Raw genomic sequence first — 21,023 nt, forward strand, 5'->3', positions numbered from 1 at the left:
CGCCCACCCAGTCCCAGAACGGGAACATATTGGCCGGGTCGATGCCGAATTCGGCCACCGCATCGCGGTTGGTCGACACCGCCACGAAATGCCGCGCCAGTCCGGCGCGGGTCACGCCTTGCTGCAGGAACCAGTCGCGCGCGGTGCAGGCGTTGGCCATGGTCTCCAGCGTGGTGAAGGTCTTGGAGCAGACGATCACCAGTGTGGTGGCGGCATCCAGCCCGGACAGCGTGCGTGCCAGATCGCTGCCGTCGACATTGGCGACAAAGTGCATGCGCGGACCGGTGGTTTGCGCATCGCCCAGCGCGCGGCAGACCATGCGCGGGCCCAGGTCCGAGCCGCCGATGCCGATATTGACGATGTCGGTGATCGCGCGGCCATCGAAGCCGGTCCAGGCGCCACTGCGCACCGCGCCGGCAAAGCGCTCGATCTGTGCCAACACCGCGGCGACGTCCGCGCCCACGGGCACGCCGAGCGCGCGATAGCCATCCTCCGGATAGGCGCGCAGCGCGATATGCAGTGCGGCGCGGTGCTCGGTGGTGTTGACCGGTTCGCCGCCGAACATGGCGTCGCGCCGCTCGGCCACGCGTGCCTGGCCAGCCAGGGTGAACAGCAACGCCAGCGTTTCGTCGGTGATGCGGTTCTTGGCGTAGTCCAGTGTCAGGCCGCAGGCTTCGGCGCTGAAGCGCTCGGCGCGCAGCGGGCCGCGCGGGCCGTCGAACCAGTCGCGCATATGGGTGCCGCGCAGGGTGTCGGCGTGCGCGCGCAGGGCTTGCCAGGCGGGTAGGGAAGTGGTCATGTCGGATACTCCGCGATACGTGTGCTACATCTCTTCATGCCAGGCCATGCCGTCTCGCGACAGCAGGGCACTGGAGGCCGCCGGGCCCCAGGTGCCGGCGGTGTAAGGCTTGGGCGGCGTGGGCGAGTTCTCCCACGTCTTCAGGATGGGCGCGACCCAGCGCCACGCCTGCACCTGCTCATCGCGCCGCACGAACAGGCCCAGCCGGCCGCGGATCACGTCGAGCAGCAGGCGCTCGTACGCGCCCACGCGCCGTACACGTGGGGCGGCAGTGTTCAGCTGCAGGTCGAGGGACGCGGGAATCAGCGCCTGCGTGTCGCCCGGCTGCTTGGTCAGGAAATACAGCCGGATGCTTTCCTCGGGCTGCAGCGTGATCACCAGCCGGTTGCCGGACATGATCCCCAGCGGGTGCGGGAACAGCGGGTAGGGCACGTCTTGGAAATGGATCACGATCTCCGCCACGCGCGACTGCATGCGCTTGCCGGTGCGCAGGTAGAACGGCACCCCGGCCCAGCGCCAGTTGGCGATCTCGGCGCGGATGGCAACGAAGGTCTCGGTGCGGCTGTCGGGCGCGATGCCGGGTTCACTGGCATAGCCGGGCACCGGGTCGCCGCCCGCGGCGCCACGGGAGTACTGGCCACGCACCACCTTCTCGGCAACGTCTTCCGGCAGGATCGGCCGCAGCGCCTTCAGGATCTTGAGCTTCTCGTCGCGGATGGCGTCTTCCGACAGGCTCGTGGGCGGCTCCATCGCGACCATGCACAGCAGCTGCAGCAGGTGGTTCTGCACCATGTCGCGCAGCGCGCCGATGCCGTCGTAGAAGTTGCCGCGGCGCTCCACGCCCAGCTCTTCGGCGATGGTGATCTGCACCTGGCGCACCCATTCGCGCCGCCACAGCGGCTCGAACAGTACGTTGCCAAAGCGCACCGCCATCAGGTTCTGCACCGACTCCTTGCCCAGGTAGTGGTCGATCCGGTAGATCTGGTCCTCGGCAAAGTGCCGCGCCACTTCGGCGTTGATGGCCTCGGACGAGGCCAGGTCGTGCCCGAGCGGTTTTTCCAGCACGATGCGGCTGCGCTGGCCGGTCAGGCCCACGCGCGCCAGTTGCTCGCAGATGGTGACGAACAGGTGCGGGGCCGTGGCCAGGTAGAACACCACCACCGGCGCCGCGCGCGCATTGACCAGCTCGGCCAGCGCATCGAAGCCGGCATCGGCGTTGGCATCGACCTGCAGGTACACGATGCGGTCGAGAAAGCCCTGCCACGCTGCGGCCGCGGCGTTGCCGGCCAGCGCTGGCAGCACTTCGTCGTTTAGCATCGCCAGGTAGGCGTCATGCGACAGCGGCTGGCTGCCCAGTGCCAGGATGCGCCCGCGCGGATGCAGCGAACCGGCGGCGTGGGCATCGAACAGCGCCGGCAGCAGCTTGCGCCGCGCCAGGTCGCCGGTGGCGCCGAACAATACGAAATCGAACTCCGGGGCAGGTTCAGGTGCCGGAGCGCCGGCAGGGGGGCTAGCCATCATGGATCAGCAAATAGAAAGGAGGGTGGAGGGACCGGCCGTGCCGCTTACCGCGGCGCGGCCCAGCCCTTGTACTGGCCGACATTGGCACGCGTCACCAGCGTGGACGGCAGCAGCACGGTCGGGTTGGGCGGGCGCTGGCCGTTCATCATGCCCACGCCCAGTTGCACAGCGGTGCGGGCAATGGCCCACGGGTCCTGGCTGGCCGAGGCCTGCACCAGCGTGTCGGCCTTCAGTGCCGCCTCGATGTCAGGCGCGCCGTCGACCGAGGCAATCACGATGCCGCGGCGGTTGAGCTGGCGCGCGGCCAGGTCCGCGCCCACGGCCTGCGGGTCGTTGATGGTGAAGACCGCATCCACCTTGGGAAAGCGCGTCAGGTACAGCTGCATTACGTTCAGCCCGCCTTCGCGGGAGCCCTTGGCATCCTGGTCGTCGGACAGGATGCGGATATCGGGGTGGCGCGCCAGCACGGTCTTGCAACCCTTGACCCGGTCCAGCACCGCCGATACGGGCGGGCCGTTCTGGATGATGACGTTGCCGCGGCCCTTGAGCCGGTCGGCGATAAAGCCGCAGGCGAGTTCGCCGGCCTGGGTGTTGTCGGTCTGCACGGTGGCATCGGCGCCGGCGGCGGCCACATCGACCGCCACCACCACGATGCCGGCCTTGCGCGCCTTGCGTACCGCCGGCTCGATGGCGCGGGCGTCGGCGGCGTTGATCAGGATCAGGTCGACGCCGGCGACGATAAAGCTGTCGATGTGCATGAACTGCTTGTTCAGGTCGTAGTCCGCCGACAGCACGGTGACCTTTGCCTTCGGGTTGGCCTGCAGGGCCGCGGCCTCGGCACCGCGGGCCAGTGCGACAAAATACGGGTTGCCCAGCGAGCCCAGGGTCACGCCGACCTTCTTGAGCGGGCGCTGCACGGACTGGACATCTGAAGCCGGCGCGGTCTGCGCGGGCGCTTGTGCCAGGGCCGGCACCGCGCACAGCGCTGCCAGCGCGCTCGCGGCAAGGGCTTTGAGGATGGGTTGGATCACGGTCTGTCTCCTGTGCGGCCGCAGCTCAGGTACGGGCCGAGCCCTTCTGCCGATAGCGGTCGAGCGCGACCGCGCCGATGATCACCAGGCCCTTGATGATGTATTGCCAGATATCCGACACGCCCAGCAGGATCAGCCCGTTGGACAGCACCGCGATGATCAGCGCCCCCACCAGCGTGCCGGCAATCGATCCCACCCCGCCGACAAAGCTGGTGCCGCCCAGGATCACCGCGGCGATCGCATCCAGCTCATAGGACTGCCCCAGCTGCAGCCCGTTGGCCGCATACAGCCGCGACGCCGACATCACGCCGCCCAGCCCCGACAGCACGCCCGACACCGCATAGACGAACAGCAGCACCACCCACACCTTGATGCCCGACAGGCGCGCCGCCTCGGCATTGCCGCCGACCGCGTAGATCTGCAGCCCCAGCACCGTGCGGCGCAGCACCAGCCACGACACCGCGACCACCGCAACGGCAATCACCACCAGCCAGGGAATGCCCAGCAGGTCGCCGTTGCCGATAAAGGCGAACGAGATATCGGGGTTGTAGACCGTGCTGTCGTTGCCGACCAGCCGCGCCAGCCCGCGCACCGCGGTCAGGCTGCCCAGCGTCACGATGAACGGCGGCAGCTTCATGAAGGCGATCAGCGCGCCGTTGACCAGTCCGAACAGCAACCCGCACAGCAGTGCTGCCGGCACGCTCAGCGCCGCCAGTTGCGGCATCAGCGAGACCAGCATCGCCACCACGGCCGACACCGACAGGATCGATCCCACCGACAGGTCGATGCCGCCGGTCAGGATCACGAAGGTCATGCCCGCGGCCAGCACCAGGTTGATCGACGCCTGCTGGGCGATGATCGACAGGTTCTGCAGGCTGGCGAAGTTCTCGGTCAGCAGCGTGAAGCCGAGGCAGAGCAGCACCAGCACCGGCAGCATGCCGAGCGCGCGCAGGCGTTCCTGCGTGGTGGCACGGCCGGTGGCGTGGCCCACCGGCGCGGAAGCCTGGGCGGTGACGCCATGGGCCGTGGATGAGAGGGGATTGCGCATAAGTGTCTCCTGATGCTGCGCGGCGGGATGCCGCCCCGGTGCGGCCGTTCTGTGCCGGCCTGTTCGGGAATTCAGCGGTTCAGTGCAGGACCGGGGGCGGTTGCTCGCCGGCGCCGGTCGCCAGCTCAATGATCCGTTCCTGCATGGCGGCGGCATCGGCGCAGCCCGGCACTTCGCCGGCCAGCTCGCCTTCGCGCATCACCAGCACGCGGTCGCACAGGCCGACCACCTCGGGCAGTTCGCTGGAAATCATCAGCACCGCCACGCCGGAGCGCGCCAGCTCGTTGATGAGCCGGTAGATCTCGGCCTTGGCGCCGATATCCACGCCACGCGTAGGCTCGTCCAGGATCAGCACGCGCGGCCGGGTTTCCAGCAGCCGCGACAGCATCACCTTCTGCTGGTTGCCGCCGGACAGCGATCCCACGTTGACTTGCGGGTGCGCCACGCGGATGCCGAGCGAGCGGATCGCCGCGGCGGTGCGCTGGCGCGCGCTGGCGCGGTTCAGGCGCCCGCCGCGCAGCGCATCGCGCGCGGCCACGATCAGGTTGATGTTCTCGTGCACGCTCTGGTCCAGGAACAGGCCCTGCAGCTTGCGGTCTTCGGTCAGGTAGGCAATGCCGGCATCGATCGCCTGGCGCGGGCCGGTGACGGCCAGCGGCGTGCCGGCCACGAACACGGCGCCATCGGTGCGGGCATCGGCGCCGAAGACCAGCCGCGCCAGCTCGGTGCGCCCGGCGCCCACCAGCCCGGCCAGGCCCAGCACTTCGCCGGCGCGCAGGTCGAAGCTGCAGCCGCGCACGCGCCGGCCATCGGACATATTGCGCACCGACAGCATGATCTCGCCCGGCGCGGCCTCGCCATGGGTCTTGGTGTAGAAGCCGGACAGGTCGCGCCCGACCATCATCTTGACCAGCGCCGCCTGCGTCAGAACCTCACGCGTGAGCGTGCCGACAAAGCAGCCGTCGCGCAGCACGGTGACGCGGTCGGCCAGCTCATCGATTTCCGCCATGCGGTGACTGATATAGATGATGGCCATGCCTTCGGCGCGCAGCTGGCGGATCAGCGCGAACAGGCGGTCGGTCTCGCGGGTGGACAGCGGCGTGGTGGGCTCGTCCATCACCAGGATGCGGGTCTCGAAATGCACCGCGCGCGCGATCTCCACCAGCTGGCGCTGCGCGATCGACAGCGTATGCACCGGCGTCTGCGGCGTGAAGTCCGCGCCCAGCCGGGCCAGCGTGGCCTCGCAGGCGCGCGCCATGGCGGCGCGGTCGACCATGCCGCGGTGGTGCAGGTGGCGGCCCAGGTAGATGTTCTCGGCCACGCTCAGGTTGGGCGCCAGGCTCAGCTCCTGGTAGATCACGGCCACGCCGTGGGCGCGCGCGGCGGCCGGGCCGTCGACGGCCACCGGCTTGCCGTCGATGCGGCACTCGCCGCCCGGGTCGGCGATATAGGCGCCGGACAGGATCTTCATCAGCGTGGATTTGCCGGCGCCATTCTCGCCCATCAGGGCATGGACTTCGCCGGCGTAGACGGTCAGCTCCATGTTGCTGAGCGCCTTCACGCCGGGGAAGGTCTTGGAGATATTGCGCAGCTCGAGCAGCGGCGCTGGGCCCGCATGGCCGCCATGCAGGTGTGCTGGCATGGGCGAGGTACGCGGTGCTTCAGACAATGGCATGGCTGGCCTCCGGAACGATGGCAGACGCACCCCGTAGCAGCTCGGCGCGTGGCGAGAAGTTCATGAACATCGGCAGCGACGCGGCACCCACCGCGCCGGCGTTGGCGCCAAAGCAGCCGCGCACCACGGTGGCGGGCGCGCGGGCTTCGGGGGCGCTTTCATCCAGCGCCTGCTGCAGGCGCGCGATCAGCGTGGCGACCAGGCCGCCGTCGATATCGGCATCGAAGATCACCAGCGGCACGTCGAGCACGGCGAGGGCGGACTGCAGCGCCGGCGCCAGCGCATCGACGCAGTCGGCAATCCATTCCTCGACCGCGGGGTGGCCCAGCTCTACCTGGCGCTGCAGGTCGGCATGGCCGTTGACCACCACGCCGTGGTGGCGCAGGTGGCGGGTCAGGGCGTTGAGCGACGCGCGCGAGATCAGGATGTCGCGCCGCTTGCCGGTGCCGGTGGCAACCGGCGCGGAGGGCAGGGTGCTGGGCGGCACCGGGATCATCGCGATATCGCCGGCATTGCCGGAGACACCGCGCACGCAGTCGCCATTGAGCACCACGCCGCCGCCGATGGCGGGGCCAAGGAAGACATAGAGGAAATGCTGGGCATGGTGGCGCCCGTAGAACAGCTCGGCCACCGCGGCGGCGGTGCCGTCGTTCTCGCCGAAGACCGGCAAGCCGGTGGCGGCGTTGAGCATTGCCGGGAAGTCAGCCTGGTCCCAGGCGCGGAAGCTTGCCTGGAAGGCTTCGCCCTGCACGTCCAGCTCGCGCAGCCAGGCACCCAGGTTATAGGGCTGCGCCACGCCGATGCCCAGCAGGCGCTTCTGTTCGGCGGGGGTGAGCAGGGCGCGCAGCTCGGCAATATCGTGCCGCACCATTTCCAGCGCCTGGTCAGGGTGGGGCAGGACCAGCTGGTGGGCGCGGCTGGCCAGGATATGGCCGGCAAAGTCCACCATCACCACCTCGATGCTGCCGCGGTCCAGCCGCACGCCAATGCCGAAGGCGCCCTTGGGCTGCAGCCGGATCAGGCTGGCGGGCTGGCCGCGCTGGCCTTCCGTGCGGCGTCCGGACTGCTCGACCAGGCCTTCCTCGGACAGGGTCTGCACGATGCTGCCCACCGCCGTATTGGTCAGTTGCGCCATGCGCGCCAGGTCAGCCTTGGAGGCCTCGCCGGCACGGCGCAGCGCCAGCAGCAGCGCACGTTCGTTGTACAGGCGCAGGCTGGCGGAATTCACGCCACGGCCCGCTTTGGATGCGGTCATCTTGTCTCCGTCCGCTATTAATTAATTCACGTTGAATTAAATGATATGCGAGCACAGAACTCAACCGCGGGGAAACCCGGAGGGCGGATGCGACGCCTGGGTGTCAGGTGATGGTGAGGCCACTGCCGTGGCTCGGAAGGAAGAAGGTAGCGGCGGTCCGCCCGCAGGAGGACCGCCCGGGGCGTTGCGGGGGGCGGGCTTATTGTTTGGACATCTGCATGGTGAAGTACCCGCCGGTCCCGGTGCTGGCGGCCATCACCAGCGTGCGTGCATAGCGCGTGCTGCTGCTCACGATGATGCTGCCGTCGGCCGGCATCAGGCGGATCGCGGCAAAGCCGTTGTGCGGCACGCCGGTCGACAGCGCGCAGCCGGTGCTGCCCGGCTGCATGGAGTTTTCGGCTACGATCCTGACCGCATACAGGTTCTTGGCCGATCCCGGGGTGGCAAGCGTTGCCGTGCCCTGCAGGTCGCAAATGCGGGTGCCGCTGGTATAGGTACCGGTGACGTTGCCCGCGTCATCGATCTGCATGGCAAAGCCGTCTTGCTTCCAGTTGCCGGCGATGGCAGCCTGGTCCACGGCTAGCGCGTTGGACGGATCATAGGTACCGGATAGCAAATTGATAGGGTTGCCTGGCGTGGCGACGAAATTGCCGTCAAAGCGCTGCCCCGGGGTAATGGTGCCGGCCCCGGTGGCCGGGTAGGCAAAGCCGGTTTCGTACAGCGTGCCGGGGCCCAGCGTCCAGGCCGAGCCAGAAAACTGGAACGCGCCTGCCAGCACGCCCGTCAGTCTCGCGTGCACGAACTTCCCGCTGTTGTCGACCAGCGTGGCGTTCATGAGGCCGACCCAGAGACCTTCGCTGCCATTGCCGACCGCTGCCGTCGAGCCCGGTTGCGGTGCGCTCAGGCTCGGCGGCAGCTCGCCAGTGGGCGCAGGTTGCGGTGCTGCTTCGGGCGAGGGCTCAGGCTTTGGTGCAGGCGCCGGTGCCGGATTATTTTCGGACGGTGGCGTTTGTGCCGCCGGTGTGGTCGTTGCGTCGTCCGCGCCGCCGCCACAGGCGGCCAGCAGCGCGATGGCCGACAGCAGGGCTGCCGGCATTGCTATTTTTCTCATTGGATTTCACCTCCGGATTGTGGGAAAGGTCTGGCTGTCCCGTTGCATACGGGCGTCGGGCAGATCCCACTACGGAATGGTTGCGTCGGGCGACGCGGTGGGAAATGCCGACCGGCCAAAGCTATCGATCCGGGGTTGGCAGGTAAATCAGACGGATCTGAAATACGGGGGAGAAATTGCCTGTGTGAAATGTCCGAGGGCAGTGACTGCAGGCGGCCGCGCGTGCGGCGGCCGCCTTCGGCAGCGTCAATCCGGTAACGCCCCCGCCTGCCGCAGCGCCGCGCGCGCAATCTCCATGCGCGCCTTGGCGTGTTCGGGCCGCACCAGGTCGAGATTGAGCGCAAACAGGTAGTCGTCGTCGCCACGCTCAACCCAGCCCACCAGCCACCCCACTGCGGGCTTGGCCGAATCGGCCCAGCCGGTCTTGGCATGCAGGGTGTAGCCGGCGGTGCGCTCCATCACCGTGATGTCGTCCACGGCCTTGAAGGTGGTTGGCGAGAACGGCAGCGTGCGCTGTACCACGCCCTTCAGGAAGTCGATCTGCTGGTAGGCGGAGATCTGCAGCGTGCCGTTCAGCCAGAAGCGGTCGACCTGGCCGGAGCTGTTGGCATTGCCATAGTGCGATGCGGTCAGGTAGCGCTGGTAGGCCGCGCTGCCAACCCGCCGCGCCAGCGCCTGGTAGGCCGGCACGCAGGAGTTGGGGAAGGCGACGCGCAGCGGCACGTCAGCGTTGCAGGCGTCGGGCAGGACAGCCTTGCCGCCGACCAGCCAGACCTTGCCGTCCCACGGCAGCTTGTCATGGTCGACGTCGGCCACGGCACCGCTCTCCAGGCCGATCATCGAGTTCAGGATCTTGAAGGTCGACGCCGGCGAGTACTGCGTGGCCGCACGCGGCTTGTTGTAGGTCAGCATGCGGTCGCGCCGCAGGTCGTAGATCACCATGGTGCCGGTGGTATCGGCCTGGCGGAACAGCGCCGCGGCATCCAGCGGGACTTCTTTCGGTGCCGCCAGGGCGGGCAGGGTGGAGGCAAGCAGGCCGAAGCCGATCGCCATCGGTGTCAGCAGACGAGCAAGATGTTTGTTCATGGCCTTGCAGAAGAGTTGAGGGGATGGCAATCCGGGCCCGGACCGTGGTGCGCAGCATAGGAGAGCGTCCGGATAAGGCCAACCGCGCTGGCTGTAACTTGCGTAACATGACGGGCGCCACCAGCGCTTTTCACTCGATCCCTGACTACCTGATGCCAGCCACGCCTGCCCCGATCCGTATCGACGTGTCGGCCCCGTACCGGGTCGACGGCCAACCCGCGCGCTACCAGTCGGTCTGGCTGCTGGCGCGCATCTGGCATGCGCATCGCACCGGGGAGGGCGGTGTCGCCGCGGCAGTGGTGCGCAGCGCCTTCCCGACGGCGGCCAACCTGCGCATGCTGGTGTCGCGCGCGTTTGCGGACTTTGCGCGCTGGCAGGTGGCGGTCGGATGGGGGGCCGACCGCCAGCGCGACCCGGCCGCGGCCAATCCGGCGCAGCGCAGCCGCGGGCCGTTCTGGATCACGGCAGCGAGCGCGCGGCGCCTGCGCTTTGTGGCGGACGGGCGCACCCTGGGCCCGGCCGCGCTGGCCCGCCGCCTTGGCTTTCCCACGGGGCCGCAAGCGGAGCCGGCGGGCCAGCCGGACGGCGTCGGCTACGTGATGCGCGACATGGCCTTCTGGAGCGAGCTGACCCAGGCCATGCGCGGCGCGCAGGACGGCCACGCAGGCATGCACGGCTCAGCCGTGGCCGAGTCCTTCCGCGCGGCAGGCCGCAGTGCCGGCGACGGTTTCCAGCAAGCGCTGTCATTGCTCAAGGAAAGCCTGGCGTGGCGCCGCTGCGGCCGCCTCGATCAGAGCCGGGCGGCACTCAGGCGTGTCGACCGCCTGGTGCAGGCGGCCGAGGCCGGCGCGGCGACGCCCGCGTTCTGCGCCATGGCGCATATCGTGCGGGCCTGGGAACGCTATACCCGCGGTGACAGCGACGGCGCGCGTGCCGGCCTGGAAGGGCTGCAGTCCGATCCGGAACTGCGCCTGGTGGTGCGCTACAACCCGCGCGTGCGCTTTGAAGTGCTGAACCTGGAAGCGCTGCTGCACAAGGCCGATGCCATGCGCGCCGGGCATGCCGGCACGGCGCGGGCCGCGCAGCTGGCGCTGGATACCTTCGCCGGCGCGCTGCAGGCCGCCTACGAGGCCGATTCCGTCGACGCCGTGCAGCATGCCGCGGCCAATATCGGCCTGTGCCTGTGGCTGTTCTGGCAGCACGGCCTGGTCGATGCCGCGCGCACCTTGTCCGCCAGCGCGGTGCAGCGGCAGGCGATGCGCTGGCTGGGCTTGTCGGAGTGGATCTGCGACCGGTTCGGCGTGGGCGGCGGCACGGCGTGGAACGCGATCTTCCTGCTGCGCATCGCACGCGGCAGCTGCGGGCCCGATACCCCGCCATCCGACCGGCCAGCCAGGGCCAACGACAGCATGGCCGCGTTCCGCCGCCAGCGCCCGCTGTCCGTTGCCGACGCTGTCGACGCACTGCGGCCGTTCCACGCGCCGTTCGCACCGGCCAAGGGCTTCGTGCGCTGGTCCGCCGTGGCTGCGTTCGCGCTGGAAGACCATGACGTCGGCCACGTCAGGCTGGGGCCGTTGCAGCTGGCCAACCTGCTGCTCGAATCGGCCTGGTACCTCACCCACGAGCAAGGCGCTACCGCCATAGCGTGTGCCGCGGTGGAGCGGCTGGCCGCCCAGCTGCCGGCGCTGCGGCCGGCCGAGCGTGCCTTCTTCACAGCCGAACTGCGCGCGTTGCCGCCAGAGCTGCGCGATGCTGCCGCGGAAGCGTCACGGCGCAGGCGCAAGGCGGCGTGACGGCAGTGTGCTACGCCCCGCTTGTGCCGATCCGGTTCGCGCGGGACAGCTCGCCCGGGGTCATGTTGTACAGCCGGCGGAATGCCGCGATAAACGCCGACAGCGAGTCATAGCCGCAATCCAGGGCAACGTCGGTCACGGCCTCGCCGCGCTCCAGCCGCGGGACCGCGTCGAGCAGGCGCAGGCGCTGCCGCCAGGCGCGGAAGGTCAGCCCGGTTTCGCGCAGGAACAGCCGGGTCAAGGTCTTGTCCGACACCGCCAGGCGGGCGCTCCACGCAGCCAGGCTGGTATCGCGGTCCGCGTGGCGCTGCAGGCCGTTGCAGACCAGCCGCAGGCGCGGGTCGGCAGGCAGCGGCAGCATGAGTTCCACTTCCGGCGCGGCGCCGAGCTGGTCCAGCAGCACGCGCGCCAGGCGGCCGTCGGCGCTGTGCTCATCGTATTCGGCGGGCAGGTAGCTGAAGGCCCGGATCAGCTCGCGCAGCAGCGGACTTACCGTGAGCACACGGCAGCGGCCCGAGGCCGCCGCGCAAACCCCGTTGTCCAGGTAAAGGCTGCGGACGCGCGTGCCGGCAGCGCAGCGCACGCGGTGCTGCATGCCGGACGGAATCCAGACCGCCCACTGCGGCGGTGCCACAAAGCGCCCGCTGTCGGTCAGCACCTCCAGCACACCCTCCAGGGCATAGGCGAACTGGCACCACGGATGCCGGTGGCGGTAGCCCAGTATGCGGTTGGGCAGGGCTTCGACATGGCCATATAGCGGGCGAGGCAGCCGCGCGAGTGCGCGCAGGCCGTGGTCGTGGGCAGGCATGCGGTGTCCGTTGGCGCTGTGGGCGATGCCGCTGCTGATGTCCGATTGGCGATACCGGATGCGACTTTGCCGTTAGCCAGATTATTTGCCGCAGGCTAACTTGCGCTCGCCCCATAGGCAATCCGGGCAATCCGCTCTACCACGCATGCAGGTTGCCCAGCGTCCGGCATGCCCCCTTCGCTGTGTTACCAACGGAGCCTGCAATGCACCGCATACGACTTTCCACCCGACTGCGCCGGGCCGGCTTGCTGGCCGCGCTCATCCTGCCGGCTGCGCCGGCGTGGGCTTTCGATGTGAGCGGCAAGTACTGCGATACACCTTCAGCCTGCGTCAACCCGATGGCCACCGGCGGCATGGTGACGTCGTCCAACCGCCTGGCCACGCAGGCGGGGCTGCGCGTGCTTGCGCGCGGCGGCAATGCGGTCGATGCTGCCATCGCCGTGGCTGCGACCATCGCCGTGGTCTACCCGCATATGAACTCCATCGGCGGCGATGCCTTCTGGCTGATCTACAACGCCAGAACCCGCGAGGTGCGCGCGCTCAATGCCAGCGGCCGCGCCGGCGAGCAGGCCAGTATCGCCTTCTACCAAGGCAAAGGCCTGGACAAGATCCCCGCCCGCGGTTACCTGTCGGCCAACACCGTGCCCGGCACCGTTGCCGGCTGGGAGGCGGCGTACCAGTACGCGCGCCAGGGCATGGGCCGCAGCCTGCCCTGGCCGGATCTGCTGGCCGATGCGGTGCGTTATGCCGAGACGGGCTTTCCGGTCTCATCTTCATTCGTGACCTGGAGCCGGATCAATACCGATCCGTCCGACAAGGAGTTCCGCGCCTTGCAGCGCTTCGACGGCTTTCGCCAGACATTCCTCAAGCCGGACGGCTCTGCCTACCGGGTTGGCGAAACCCTGCGCCAGCCCGACCTTGCCGGAACGCTGCAGCAGATCGCGGCGGGCGGCGCCAAGGCGTTCTACCAGGGGGAAATCGCGCGCAAGATCGTGGCCGACCTGCAGGCACACGGCGGCATGCTGACCTACGGTGACTTTGCCCGCCATCGCGCCGACTGGGTGCAGCCTATTACCGTGAACTACCGCGGCTACCAGGCCGTCAACTTTCCGCCCAACACGCAAGGCTTTGCCTCGCTGGAGATCCTGAACATCCTGGACAAGCGCGACGTGCGCGCCCTCGGCGAAGGCACGGCCGACTACTATCACGTGCTGGTGGAGGCGACCAAGCAGGCCTTTGCCGATCGCGACCGCTACCTGGCCGATCCGGATTTCGTGCAGATCCCGCTGGCGCGGCTGCTGTCGCCGCAGCACGGGCAGGTGCAGTCGGGGCGCATCAGCATGCTGCGGGCCGGCATGGACGTGAAGCCGATGGACCCGCACGGCGACACCGTGTGGTTCGGCACCGCCGACAAGGACGGCAACGTGGTGTCGATGATCCAGAGCGTGTATCACGACTTCGGTTCCGGCATCGTACCCAAGGGCACCGGCGTGCTGCTGCAGAACCGCGGCTCGTTCTTTTCACTCGATCCCGCGCACGTGAATCAACTGGCGCCGGGCAAGCGCACCTTCCATACCCTCAACCCGGCACTGCTGCTGAAGGACGGCAAACCGTTCCTGGTCTACGGCACCATGGGCGGGGAAGGGCAGCCGCAAACGCAGGCCGCGCTGGTGACGCGGATCGTGGATTTCGGCATGTCGCCGCAAGATGCCGTCAATGCGCCGCGCTGGCTGTATGGGCGGACCTGGGGCGTGTCGTCGAACGACCTCAAGATTGAAGGCCGCGTGCCGGAGGCCGTGACCTCCGAGTTGGCTCGCCGCGGGCATCCGGTCAGGCGCGTGGAAGCGTTCACGGACACGATGGGCCACGCGGGCGCCATCCTGATCGATCCAGTGACAGGCGTGATGTATGGCGCCACGGATCCACGTGGAGATGGATTGGCCGCAGGGTTATAGCGGTTGGCGATTGCGGCCGGCAACAAAAAAGGGCGACCTTGCGTCGCCCTTGCTCACTGGCAAGTCAGCATCAGTCGAACAGCTCGTGCCAGATGCTCTTCTTCTTATAGTGCTTCTGCTCGCGCTCATAGTACCGGTCGCGGTCGCCATGGCCGCGCTGGTATTCCTGTCGCGGGGGTTGGGTTTGCTGCGGCATTTGCTGCATCGGCGCCGCCTGCTGCGCGGGGGCGGTTGCCACGGAGCGCTCAAGGATCTTGTCGAGTTCGCCGCGGTCCAGCCAGACACCGCGGCATTTCGGGCAGTAATCGATCTCGATGCCCTGGCGTTCGGACATCACGAGTTGCGTTTGCGGGCACACCGGACAATCCATTGCTTCTCCTCATTGCAGTGAAAACAGTCAGGGTATGACCGGCGCCAGCGCGTATGGTTCGACCGGAAAATGCTTGCGAAAGTGGTGCCGGGGCCGCTTGATGTGGCGCGCAGGCGCGCCTGACGGGGAATTTGCGGGGCTGGCTGCCGTCGAAGGCATATGCATGCCTCCCGTCTGTCTTCCCGTCCCCGCGCATTCGCCGGCCTGATCTGGCTGGTGGTGAGCATCTGCCTGATCTGGCTCGCCTGGCCCTGGTTGCGGCCGCCAATCGAACGCGCGATCTACGTGGCCCGGCTCTCGGTCCGCCCCGCGCCGGTGGCATTGCCGGTGCCGGTCGAGGGCATTGTCCCGGGGGCGCTGCGCGATACCTGGCACGGCGCGCGCTCCGGCGGACGCAAGCATGAGGGCATCGATATCTTTGCGCCGCGCGGCCGCCCGGTGGTGTCGGCTACCGAGGGCATTGTCACGCGCGTGGGCACCAACAAGCTGGGCGGGAAGGTGGTGTGGGTGATGGGGCCCGGGCGCCAGCTGCATTACTACGCCCATCTGGACGACTACGCCGGCGTGCGTGCCGGCGACGTGATTGTGCCCGGCACGGTGCTGGGCTATGTCGGCACAAGCGGCAATGCGCGGGGCATGCCGCCCCACCTGCACTATGGCGTCTACACCGCGGGCGGGGCGATCAATCCCTACCCGCTGCTGAAGGCGCCAGCGCCAGGGGGCGGGGCGGCCGCGCGAGGCGGCGCACGCTAGCGCGCGCGCCCGCCCGCGGGTTTCAAGGCAGGCCGCTCAGGCAGCCTCGCCGACGGTGCCGTGGCCGGCTTCTTCAGCCGGCTCGTCCTTGCCGCCGGGCAGCAGCAGGTTGAGGATCACCGCCGACAGCGAGCCCACCGTGATGCCGGAGCCAAACACTTCATGGACGAAGGCAGGCAGCTTGGACAGCAGTTCCGGGCGGAACGTCACCGCCAGGCCGCAGCCGATCGACACGGCCACGATCAGGGTATTGCGCTGCGTGAACTTGACGGTGCTGAGCATCTGGATCCCGCCCGACACGATCATCGCGAACATCATCAGGCCGGCGCCGCCCAGCACCGGCTGCGGAATCGTCACCACCAGCGCGCCCAGCACCGGGAACAGCCCCGCCAGCAGCAGCATGACGCCGGTCAGCGCGACCACATGGCGGCTGGCCACGCCGGTCAGCGAAACCACGCCGACGTTCTGCGCAAAGGTGGACAGCGGCGGGCTCGACACCAGTGCCGCAAAGGCCGAGCCAAAGCCATCGCACAGGATGCCGCGCGACAGGCATTTACCGGAAATCGGCCGCTGCGTGGCCGCGCCCAGTGCCATGAACGTGCCCGTGGATTCGACGATGGTCACCAGGTAAGCGATCGACATGGCGACGATGCCGGAGATCGGGAACGACATCCCGAAGTGCAGCGGCTGCGGCACCGCGATGATCGGCGCCTGGTGAAACTGAGTGAAGTCGACCAGGCCCAGTGCCAGGCAGAGCAGGTAGCCGCCGGCAATGCCGACCACAATGGCCGAGGCCGACAGCATGCCCTTGCCCCACTGCACCACCGCGACCACCAGCGCCAGCACCGCGACTGCAATCGCCAGGTTGCCGGGGGCGCCATAGCGGCTGCTGCCCTGGCCGCCTGCGGCCCAGTCGATGGCCACCGGAATCAGCGACAGGCCGATCATGGTGACCACCACGCTGGTGACGGTATGCGGAAACAGCTTGCGGATCGCCGGCATGAAGAAGCTGCCCAGGATCATCACCAGCGAACCCGCCAGCGCCGAGCCCAGGATGCCGGCCACGCCGTGTTCGACGCCCACGCTGATGGCCGCGCCGACAAAGGCGAAGCTGGTGCCCATCACGCACGGCATGCGGATGCCCACCGGGCCAATGCCCTTGCACTGGATGATGGTGACGATGCCCGAGCCAAGCAGGGCGGCATTCACCAGGGCAATGACCTGGTCCGGCGGCAGCTTCAGCGCACCGCCAATGACCAGCGGCACCGCAATGATGCCGCCCAGGGCGGCCAGCAGATGCTGGAGCGCAAGCAAAAACGTCGTCAGCCGAGGGGGGCGGTCTTCCACCTTGAATAGCAAGGGCGCCATTCATGTCTCCTGTTGTCTGGCCGGATAGGTTTCCGGACTGTCTTGTTCTTCTGGCGCCGGGGAAGGGGCTGCCCCCGGCCCTGTCATTGCGCGCTGACGGGCAGGCGGAGGCCGCCTGCCGCGAGCGTGGCCTGGATCAGATTCCAGGCTGCAACCGGGGAGCAAGAATATCAGGGATAAGCACTCCGTGATACAAAAATTGCATACAATTTGTATCAACTCCCTTGCGCGGGAGGTGGGGCAAGAAATGGCCCACGGGTTTCGATATGAACGTGTTGACCACCGGCAGCTGCAAGGAACTGCGCATCCATTCCGGCACCGTCAACGCGGTTTGCGAGCAGTACGCCAAGTCGCGTAGCCAGCATCGCCGGCCGTACCTGCGCTATCGCGGCCGCAAGTCGCTCGGCTGGGTGCCGCTCAAGGGCCGGGATCTCAAGCGCTCGGGCGACGCATGCCGCTTTGCCGGCAACACGTTTCGCGTGTTCAGCTCCCGTGGGTATGCAGTGGATGCGGTGCTGTACCTGATCGCGATGTGAACGCTGCGCTAAATATCCTTGCCCGATCGGGACATCGATCGCCTGCAGAGGGAATCTCCTCCCTTTAGGGAGGAGAGGATGTCAAAGTTGTTGGTCTTGACCGGCTGCTCAAGGCTCGACGAATTGATACTTACTTGCGCCCGGCCAGCGCCTTCTGGATGGCCGCTTCGGTCTCGGCGTAATTCCCTTCGCCAAAGTGCTTGTAGACCACGGAGCCGTTGGCGTCGACCAGGTAGAGCGCCGGCCAGTACTGGTTGCGCCAGGCGTTCCAGGTGGCATAGGCGTTGTCCTGGGCTACCGGGTAGCGGATATCGAAGCGCTTGAGCGCTGCCTGCACGTTGGCGGTGGACTTCTCGAAGGGGAACTCCGGGGTGTGGACGCCGACCACGACCAGGCCCTTGTCGCGGTATTTGTCGTACCACTGCCGCACATGGGGCAGCGTGTTGATGCAGTTGATGCAGCTATAGGTCCAGAAATCGACCAGCACGACCTTGCCGCGCAGCCCGGCAACGGTCAGCGGTTCAGAGTTGAGCCACTTGTCGATGCCGGTGAATTCCGGCGCCTTGCCATAGTCGGCAGGGGCGGCGGCGGCATGCTGGGCGGCGACGATGGCGGTAGTGGCAAGCAGGGTACGAAGCAAGCGGTGCATGGTTCAGGCTCCAGGTTGGGAGGCAGGGAAAAGCGAGGTCAGCCAGGCGACGGCAAGGGTGTCGTACTGGAAGTACATGGCGATGGCGGTCGCCACCACCAGCACGCCGAAGCCTTGCTGCAGCCGGTGCGTGTGACGCGCCAGCCGGCGCACGTGAGTGGTGGCGAACTGGCCGCCATAGGCAATGCCCAGCATCGGGATGGCCGCGCCAGCCGCGAACAACGCCAGCAGGCCGGCAGCGCGATGCAGGTCTTGCGCCTTGGCCACCAGCGCGAGGATCGACGCCAGCACCGGCCCGGCGCACGGGGTCCACACCGCGCCCAGCGTCATGCCCAGCACAAAGCCGCCGGCCACGCCGGTGCCGGTCCGGCCGCCGACGCCCGCCAGGCGGTCGACCACGCCGGCGAACGGGGCCGCCAGGCGCTCGAAGCCCGCCGGCCAGAGCCGTGACAGGCCGGCACCCAGCAGCAACAGGATGGCCGCGTTGCGCACCACGCCTGGGGCTTCGCTGAAGGCGCTGGACAGTGCGCCAAAGACTATGCCCAGCGCGGAAAAGGTGCTGACGAAGCCAAGCGCGATCGCCAGCGGGCGCAGCCGGCCGGATTCGCCCACCGAGCCGGCCAGCAGCATGGGCAGCACCGGCAGCACACAGGGCGAGGCAATGGTCAGCACGCCGGCGGCGAAGGCAAGGAAGGCGTCGATCATGGACGGCTCCCGTCGGCGTGCGCGGTGCCGTGGCAGGCACGATGGCAGGGGCAGGGTGGCGGCGGATGGATGGCGGCGACGGACATGGCGGAGAACTCCCGGTGTTGGCGATAGACGCATTCCACCGTCCGCACGTATCCGGGCTGTTTCCGCGCCCCGGCATCCGTGCAAGCTTTCATGTCTGCCGCGGCCCGGGATACAGAGCGATACATAGTGGCGCCGGTGCCGCCCCATGGTGGCGGCACCGGGCAGTGCCAATGCTGTGCCGCCGCTTCAGCGGCTGCCGTTGAGCTCGAGGTATTCCGTGAATTCGTCGCGCACGACGGCTTCAATGCGGGCGAGCTCGTCGTCCGTGATGTCTTCGAACAGCTTGCGCTTGCGCCTGGACAGCTCGCCGTGGTTCTGGACGATCAGGTCGATCAGGTTCGACAGGCGTGACTGGCGCAGGTCGAGCCAGCTTTCCAGGCGTGCGACGCTGGCATCGTAGGCGCGCAGGTACTGGAGCTCCTGCGCAAGGTCCTGCTCGACGCACTGCTCGATGCATTCGAAGACGAATTCGCACAGCGCCGTCGCATCAAAGGATGCGTAAAGCCAGCCGGGCTGTGGCGACTTGATCAGGATGGTGTCGCTGTCCGAATCCAGCGCGTAGTTGAGCAGGGCCGTCCGCGGGGCGGAATAGGACTTCAGCAGCGCGGCATAGGTATCGATCTGCTTGAGCATCCGTGCCGACACCGGCAGCACGACGCCATCGGGCGTGACACCGGCCTGGCGCAGCAAATGGTGGATGAGGAATCGATGGAGCCGGCCGTTGCCGTCGTAGAACGGGTGGGCGAAGACAAAGCCAAACGATACGCACGCCGCGGCCACGATGGGGTTTGCCGCCTGTGCCTCGACCAGGCCCGCGACCGCGGCAATCCCGTCCATCATCGCGCCAAGCTGCCCGGGCGGCGGGGGAATATAGTCAGCGATGTTGCGCATGCGCCCGCCGCGGGACAGCCAGTTCTGCTTGTCGCGATAGGAGAATTCGGCGCGCAGCCCCGAGATGATTTCGTTCTGCCACTCGCACAGCTGCGCTTCGGTCAGCGGGGCGGGATTGCCGGCATACTCCAGCAGCCGCCTGAACTTGGCGACCCGCTGGTTATCGGGGATCTCGTGCTCGATGGAGTAGGTCGATCGTGTCTCCGCGAGGTAGAGGTAGTCCACCGCGCGCGCCAGCAACTCTGGCTCGAGCCGCTTGATGGCCGCGGCCACACGGCCGGGGAGGTCGGCGGCTATGTACTGCGCCAGCTTCTCGGTGCGGCGTACCAGGGGGCAAAACGCGGCCGGGCCGAGGTGGTTGTTCTGGATACCGAACTGCAGGTCCGGCGTTGCCGGGCCGGTCAGGTACCGGCTCTCGTCCAGCGCCAGTACCCTGGGCGCCCCGGCCGGCAGCTTGTAGTCGAATTGCGCCCCGGCAAGCCATTTGGCATAGAACGCGCTCAGCCTCGCATAGCGCGAGGTCGGGGTGGCCGCCAGCCACTCCCGTACCGCCTGCACCGCTGGCGCATGCTCGAACAGCGCCGCCAGCACGGTCAGGTCGAGCTGCTCCTTCTTCAGCGCGAAAGTCAGGTGGTCCACGGTCGTGTCGCCGCCGCGGTAGCGGTTCCTTGGATACACGGTGCGCGTGGTGCCGTCCGGTCCGGTGTGCGTGCTGAGGACCCCGGTCTTGTCGGCAAGGGCGGACGTCGAGCGCAGCGGCGGCACGCGCAACCCGAACTTGCGGATAAGCGCGTCGTAGCCAAGTGGCGCATGAGACATAGATGGTCGCAATTCCTGGGTGCCGGTTTGCCGGGAGCTTACCAGAGTTCCTACAGGATTTACCAAAACATCTACTTTTCTCCAAAATGCTTTCTATTCTGTCTATAGCAATGGGTGGGCGACCTGGTCGCCCGGCCTTCCAGGAGTTCTACAGCACTTACCGTTTTATCTACTTTTGCGGTTAGCCCGGATGATCTTGTCTACAGTGCTTGCCGGCCCAGGCCGCAGCGCATCGCCCGCAAATCGAAATCCCGCATGACAAAAATGCCATCTTCTGAATCTGCCCAAATGGCATTCAGGTTTTTCCGGCAAATCCGTCAGGGTTTTCGAGAGTTCCTGGCCGCGACCACGGACTAAGCGTTTTTATTTATTTGCCCGGCTCCAATAATCGCCTATAACTCCATCTACATGCTGCGGCTGATGTCACGCATCATGCCTACGCCCGCCAGGCTTGCCTGCGGGCATTTTTTTTTGGGGGCGTGGGTCTGCTTATGCGGTATTAATCGCTCTGATTTATTTTGCTCATCATCCGGCGCAGTCAAAATCATGACATTTCTGTAATCATGACATTTTCGTAATCATGGCTACCTGGCCGGAAGGATCACTTTCAAATATGACAAATTCGTAATGATGAGATTTAAGTCCTTTTGCTCATCCATTCAAAACGAACCCTCATCTATCGACAGCGATTCGCCTAGAAGTGGCTCCAGTAAAGGATTTCATGGGTATCCGGCAGTGCCAGGCAAGAGCCTCTTCCGGTGTC

General features: G+C 67.4%; 19 protein-coding genes and 1 pseudogene. 5 read left to right on the forward strand and 15 right to left on the reverse strand.

Annotated features, from left to right (window positions below):
- The 8 genes from AC3WON_RS04960 to blaOXA all read right to left on the reverse strand — a co-directional run.
- Positions 1-799: phosphoglucose isomerase-related protein (locus AC3WON_RS04960; RefSeq protein WP_492344837.1), on the reverse strand; the 799-nt coding region annotated here is incomplete at its 3' end.
- 24 nt (positions 800-823) lie between these two features.
- A complete protein-coding gene (zwf, locus tag AC3WON_RS04965; RefSeq protein WP_492351266.1) occupies positions 824-2,320 on the reverse strand; it encodes a glucose-6-phosphate dehydrogenase in 1,497 nt (498 codons plus the stop codon).
- Positions 2,321-2,364: 44 nt separating this feature from the next.
- Positions 2,365-3,351, reverse strand: coding sequence for an ABC transporter substrate-binding protein (locus AC3WON_RS04970; protein WP_010814485.1), 987 nt, complete (start codon positions 3,349-3,351; stop codon positions 2,365-2,367).
- A 25-nt stretch (positions 3,352-3,376) separates the two neighbouring features.
- Positions 3,377-4,399, reverse strand: coding sequence for an ABC transporter permease subunit (locus AC3WON_RS04975; RefSeq protein WP_492351267.1), 1,023 nt, complete (start codon positions 4,397-4,399; stop codon positions 3,377-3,379).
- Positions 4,400-4,478: 79 nt separating this feature from the next.
- Complete coding sequence (locus AC3WON_RS04980; protein ID WP_492351327.1) at positions 4,479-6,041, reverse strand: sugar ABC transporter ATP-binding protein; 1,563 nt, start codon at positions 6,039-6,041, stop codon at positions 4,479-4,481.
- Between the two features lie 19 nt (positions 6,042-6,060).
- Positions 6,061-7,329 (reverse strand): ROK family protein, encoded by a 1,269-nt coding sequence (locus AC3WON_RS04985; RefSeq protein WP_492316977.1) that lies wholly within the window; start codon positions 7,327-7,329, stop codon positions 6,061-6,063.
- Positions 7,330-7,528: 199 nt separating this feature from the next.
- Positions 7,529-8,440 carry a hypothetical protein gene (locus AC3WON_RS04990; protein WP_492351268.1) on the reverse strand — a complete coding sequence of 304 codons (912 nt, stop codon included), beginning with the start codon at positions 8,438-8,440 and terminating at the stop codon, positions 7,529-7,531.
- Between the two features lie 246 nt (positions 8,441-8,686).
- Positions 8,687-9,526 (reverse strand): OXA-1206 family carbapenem-hydrolyzing class D beta-lactamase, encoded by an 840-nt coding sequence (gene blaOXA / locus AC3WON_RS04995; RefSeq protein WP_492351269.1) that lies wholly within the window; start codon positions 9,524-9,526, stop codon positions 8,687-8,689.
- Between the two features lie 152 nt (positions 9,527-9,678).
- Between blaOXA and AC3WON_RS05000 the strand changes: the two genes are divergently transcribed.
- A complete protein-coding gene (locus tag AC3WON_RS05000; protein WP_492351270.1) occupies positions 9,679-11,319 on the forward strand; it encodes a hypothetical protein in 1,641 nt (546 codons plus the stop codon).
- A 10-nt stretch (positions 11,320-11,329) separates the two neighbouring features.
- Here the strand turns inward: AC3WON_RS05000 and AC3WON_RS05005 are convergent, their stop codons facing one another.
- Complete coding sequence (locus tag AC3WON_RS05005; protein WP_492316981.1) at positions 11,330-12,127, reverse strand: AraC family transcriptional regulator; 798 nt, start codon at positions 12,125-12,127, stop codon at positions 11,330-11,332.
- Positions 12,128-12,465: 338 nt separating this feature from the next.
- Between AC3WON_RS05005 and ggt the strand changes: the two genes are divergently transcribed.
- Positions 12,466-14,082 carry a gamma-glutamyltransferase gene (ggt, locus tag AC3WON_RS05010; protein ID WP_492317177.1) on the forward strand — a complete coding sequence of 539 codons (1,617 nt, stop codon included), beginning with the start codon at positions 12,466-12,468 and terminating at the stop codon, positions 14,080-14,082.
- A gap of 70 nt (positions 14,083-14,152) precedes the next feature.
- On the opposite strand, the gene AC3WON_RS05015 is transcribed toward ggt, so the two are convergent.
- Positions 14,153-14,452, reverse strand: a complete 300-nt coding sequence (locus AC3WON_RS05015; protein ID WP_492316982.1) for a TFIIB-type zinc ribbon-containing protein — start codon at positions 14,450-14,452, stop codon at positions 14,153-14,155.
- A 159-nt stretch (positions 14,453-14,611) separates the two neighbouring features.
- Between AC3WON_RS05015 and AC3WON_RS05020 the strand changes: the two genes are divergently transcribed.
- Positions 14,612-15,205 (forward strand): M23 family metallopeptidase, encoded by a 594-nt coding sequence (locus AC3WON_RS05020; RefSeq protein WP_492351271.1) that lies wholly within the window; start codon positions 14,612-14,614, stop codon positions 15,203-15,205.
- Positions 15,206-15,241: 36 nt separating this feature from the next.
- On the opposite strand, the gene AC3WON_RS05025 is transcribed toward AC3WON_RS05020, so the two are convergent.
- Positions 15,242-16,573: a nucleobase:cation symporter-2 family protein gene (locus AC3WON_RS05025; protein ID WP_492351272.1), complete on the reverse strand. Its 1,332-nt coding sequence runs from the start codon at positions 16,571-16,573 to the stop codon at positions 15,242-15,244.
- Between the two features lie 233 nt (positions 16,574-16,806).
- Here AC3WON_RS05025 and AC3WON_RS05030 point away from each other — a divergent pair.
- Positions 16,807-17,067 (forward strand): annotated as a pseudogene (locus AC3WON_RS05030) (RNA-guided endonuclease InsQ/TnpB family protein); the annotation flags it as partial.
- A complete protein-coding gene (locus AC3WON_RS05035; protein WP_492351273.1) occupies positions 17,025-17,177 on the forward strand; it encodes a zinc ribbon domain-containing protein in 153 nt (50 codons plus the stop codon). The pseudogene AC3WON_RS05030 and the gene AC3WON_RS05035, both read left to right, overlap by 43 nt.
- Before the next feature lie 62 nt (positions 17,178-17,239).
- Here AC3WON_RS05035 and AC3WON_RS05040 read toward each other — a convergent pair whose 3' ends face one another.
- The 4 genes from AC3WON_RS05040 to AC3WON_RS05055 form a co-directional block, all read right to left on the reverse strand.
- Positions 17,240-17,758 carry a thioredoxin family protein gene (locus AC3WON_RS05040; protein WP_492351274.1) on the reverse strand — a complete coding sequence of 173 codons (519 nt, stop codon included), beginning with the start codon at positions 17,756-17,758 and terminating at the stop codon, positions 17,240-17,242.
- 3 nt (positions 17,759-17,761) lie between these two features.
- Entirely contained in the window at positions 17,762-18,463 is a 702-nt protein-coding gene (locus AC3WON_RS05045; RefSeq protein WP_492351275.1) for a cytochrome c biogenesis CcdA family protein, read from the reverse strand.
- A 273-nt stretch (positions 18,464-18,736) separates the two neighbouring features.
- Complete coding sequence (locus tag AC3WON_RS05050; protein WP_492316987.1) at positions 18,737-20,260, reverse strand: Fic family protein; 1,524 nt, start codon at positions 20,258-20,260, stop codon at positions 18,737-18,739.
- Positions 20,261-20,664: 404 nt separating this feature from the next.
- Entirely contained in the window at positions 20,665-20,808 is a 144-nt protein-coding gene (locus AC3WON_RS05055; protein WP_492351276.1) for a hypothetical protein, read from the reverse strand.
- Positions 20,809-21,023 lie beyond the last annotated feature (215 nt).

The sequence above is a fragment of the Cupriavidus sp. FW305-46 genome (genome assembly GCF_058787075.1).

Excerpts from the sequence above, each read along its gene's own strand:
- AC3WON_RS05055 (WP_492351276.1), bottom strand. The coding sequence starts at position 20,808 with ATGATTTTGACTGCGCCGGATGATGAGCAAAATAAATCAGAGCGATTA.
- AC3WON_RS05045 (WP_492351275.1), bottom strand. The coding sequence starts at position 18,463 with ATGATCGACGCCTTCCTTGCCTTCGCCGCCGGCGTGCTGACCATTGCC.
- blaOXA (WP_492351269.1), bottom strand. The coding sequence starts at position 9,526 with ATGAACAAACATCTTGCTCGTCTGCTGACACCGATGGCGATCGGCTTC.
- AC3WON_RS05005 (WP_492316981.1), bottom strand. The coding sequence starts at position 12,127 with ATGCCTGCCCACGACCACGGCCTGCGCGCACTCGCGCGGCTGCCTCGC.
- AC3WON_RS04990 (WP_492351268.1), bottom strand. The coding sequence starts at position 8,440 with ATGAGAAAAATAGCAATGCCGGCAGCCCTGCTGTCGGCCATCGCGCTG.
- AC3WON_RS05035 (WP_492351273.1), top strand. The coding sequence starts at position 17,025 with ATGCCGCTTTGCCGGCAACACGTTTCGCGTGTTCAGCTCCCGTGGGTA.
- AC3WON_RS04980 (WP_492351327.1), bottom strand. The coding sequence starts at position 6,041 with ATGCCAGCACACCTGCATGGCGGCCATGCGGGCCCAGCGCCGCTGCTC.
- zwf (WP_492351266.1), bottom strand. The coding sequence starts at position 2,320 with ATGATGGCTAGCCCCCCTGCCGGCGCTCCGGCACCTGAACCTGCCCCG.
- AC3WON_RS05000 (WP_492351270.1), top strand. The coding sequence starts at position 9,679 with ATGCCAGCCACGCCTGCCCCGATCCGTATCGACGTGTCGGCCCCGTAC.
- AC3WON_RS05020 (WP_492351271.1), top strand. The coding sequence starts at position 14,612 with ATGCATGCCTCCCGTCTGTCTTCCCGTCCCCGCGCATTCGCCGGCCTG.
- AC3WON_RS05025 (WP_492351272.1), bottom strand. The coding sequence starts at position 16,573 with ATGGCGCCCTTGCTATTCAAGGTGGAAGACCGCCCCCCTCGGCTGACG.
- AC3WON_RS04975 (WP_492351267.1), bottom strand. The coding sequence starts at position 4,399 with ATGCGCAATCCCCTCTCATCCACGGCCCATGGCGTCACCGCCCAGGCT.
- AC3WON_RS04985 (WP_492316977.1), bottom strand. The coding sequence starts at position 7,329 with ATGACCGCATCCAAAGCGGGCCGTGGCGTGAATTCCGCCAGCCTGCGC.
- AC3WON_RS05050 (WP_492316987.1), bottom strand. The coding sequence starts at position 20,260 with ATGTCTCATGCGCCACTTGGCTACGACGCGCTTATCCGCAAGTTCGGG.
- AC3WON_RS05040 (WP_492351274.1), bottom strand. The coding sequence starts at position 17,758 with ATGCACCGCTTGCTTCGTACCCTGCTTGCCACTACCGCCATCGTCGCC.
- AC3WON_RS05015 (WP_492316982.1), bottom strand. The coding sequence starts at position 14,452 with ATGGATTGTCCGGTGTGCCCGCAAACGCAACTCGTGATGTCCGAACGC.
- ggt (WP_492317177.1), top strand. The coding sequence starts at position 12,466 with ATGGCCACCGGCGGCATGGTGACGTCGTCCAACCGCCTGGCCACGCAG.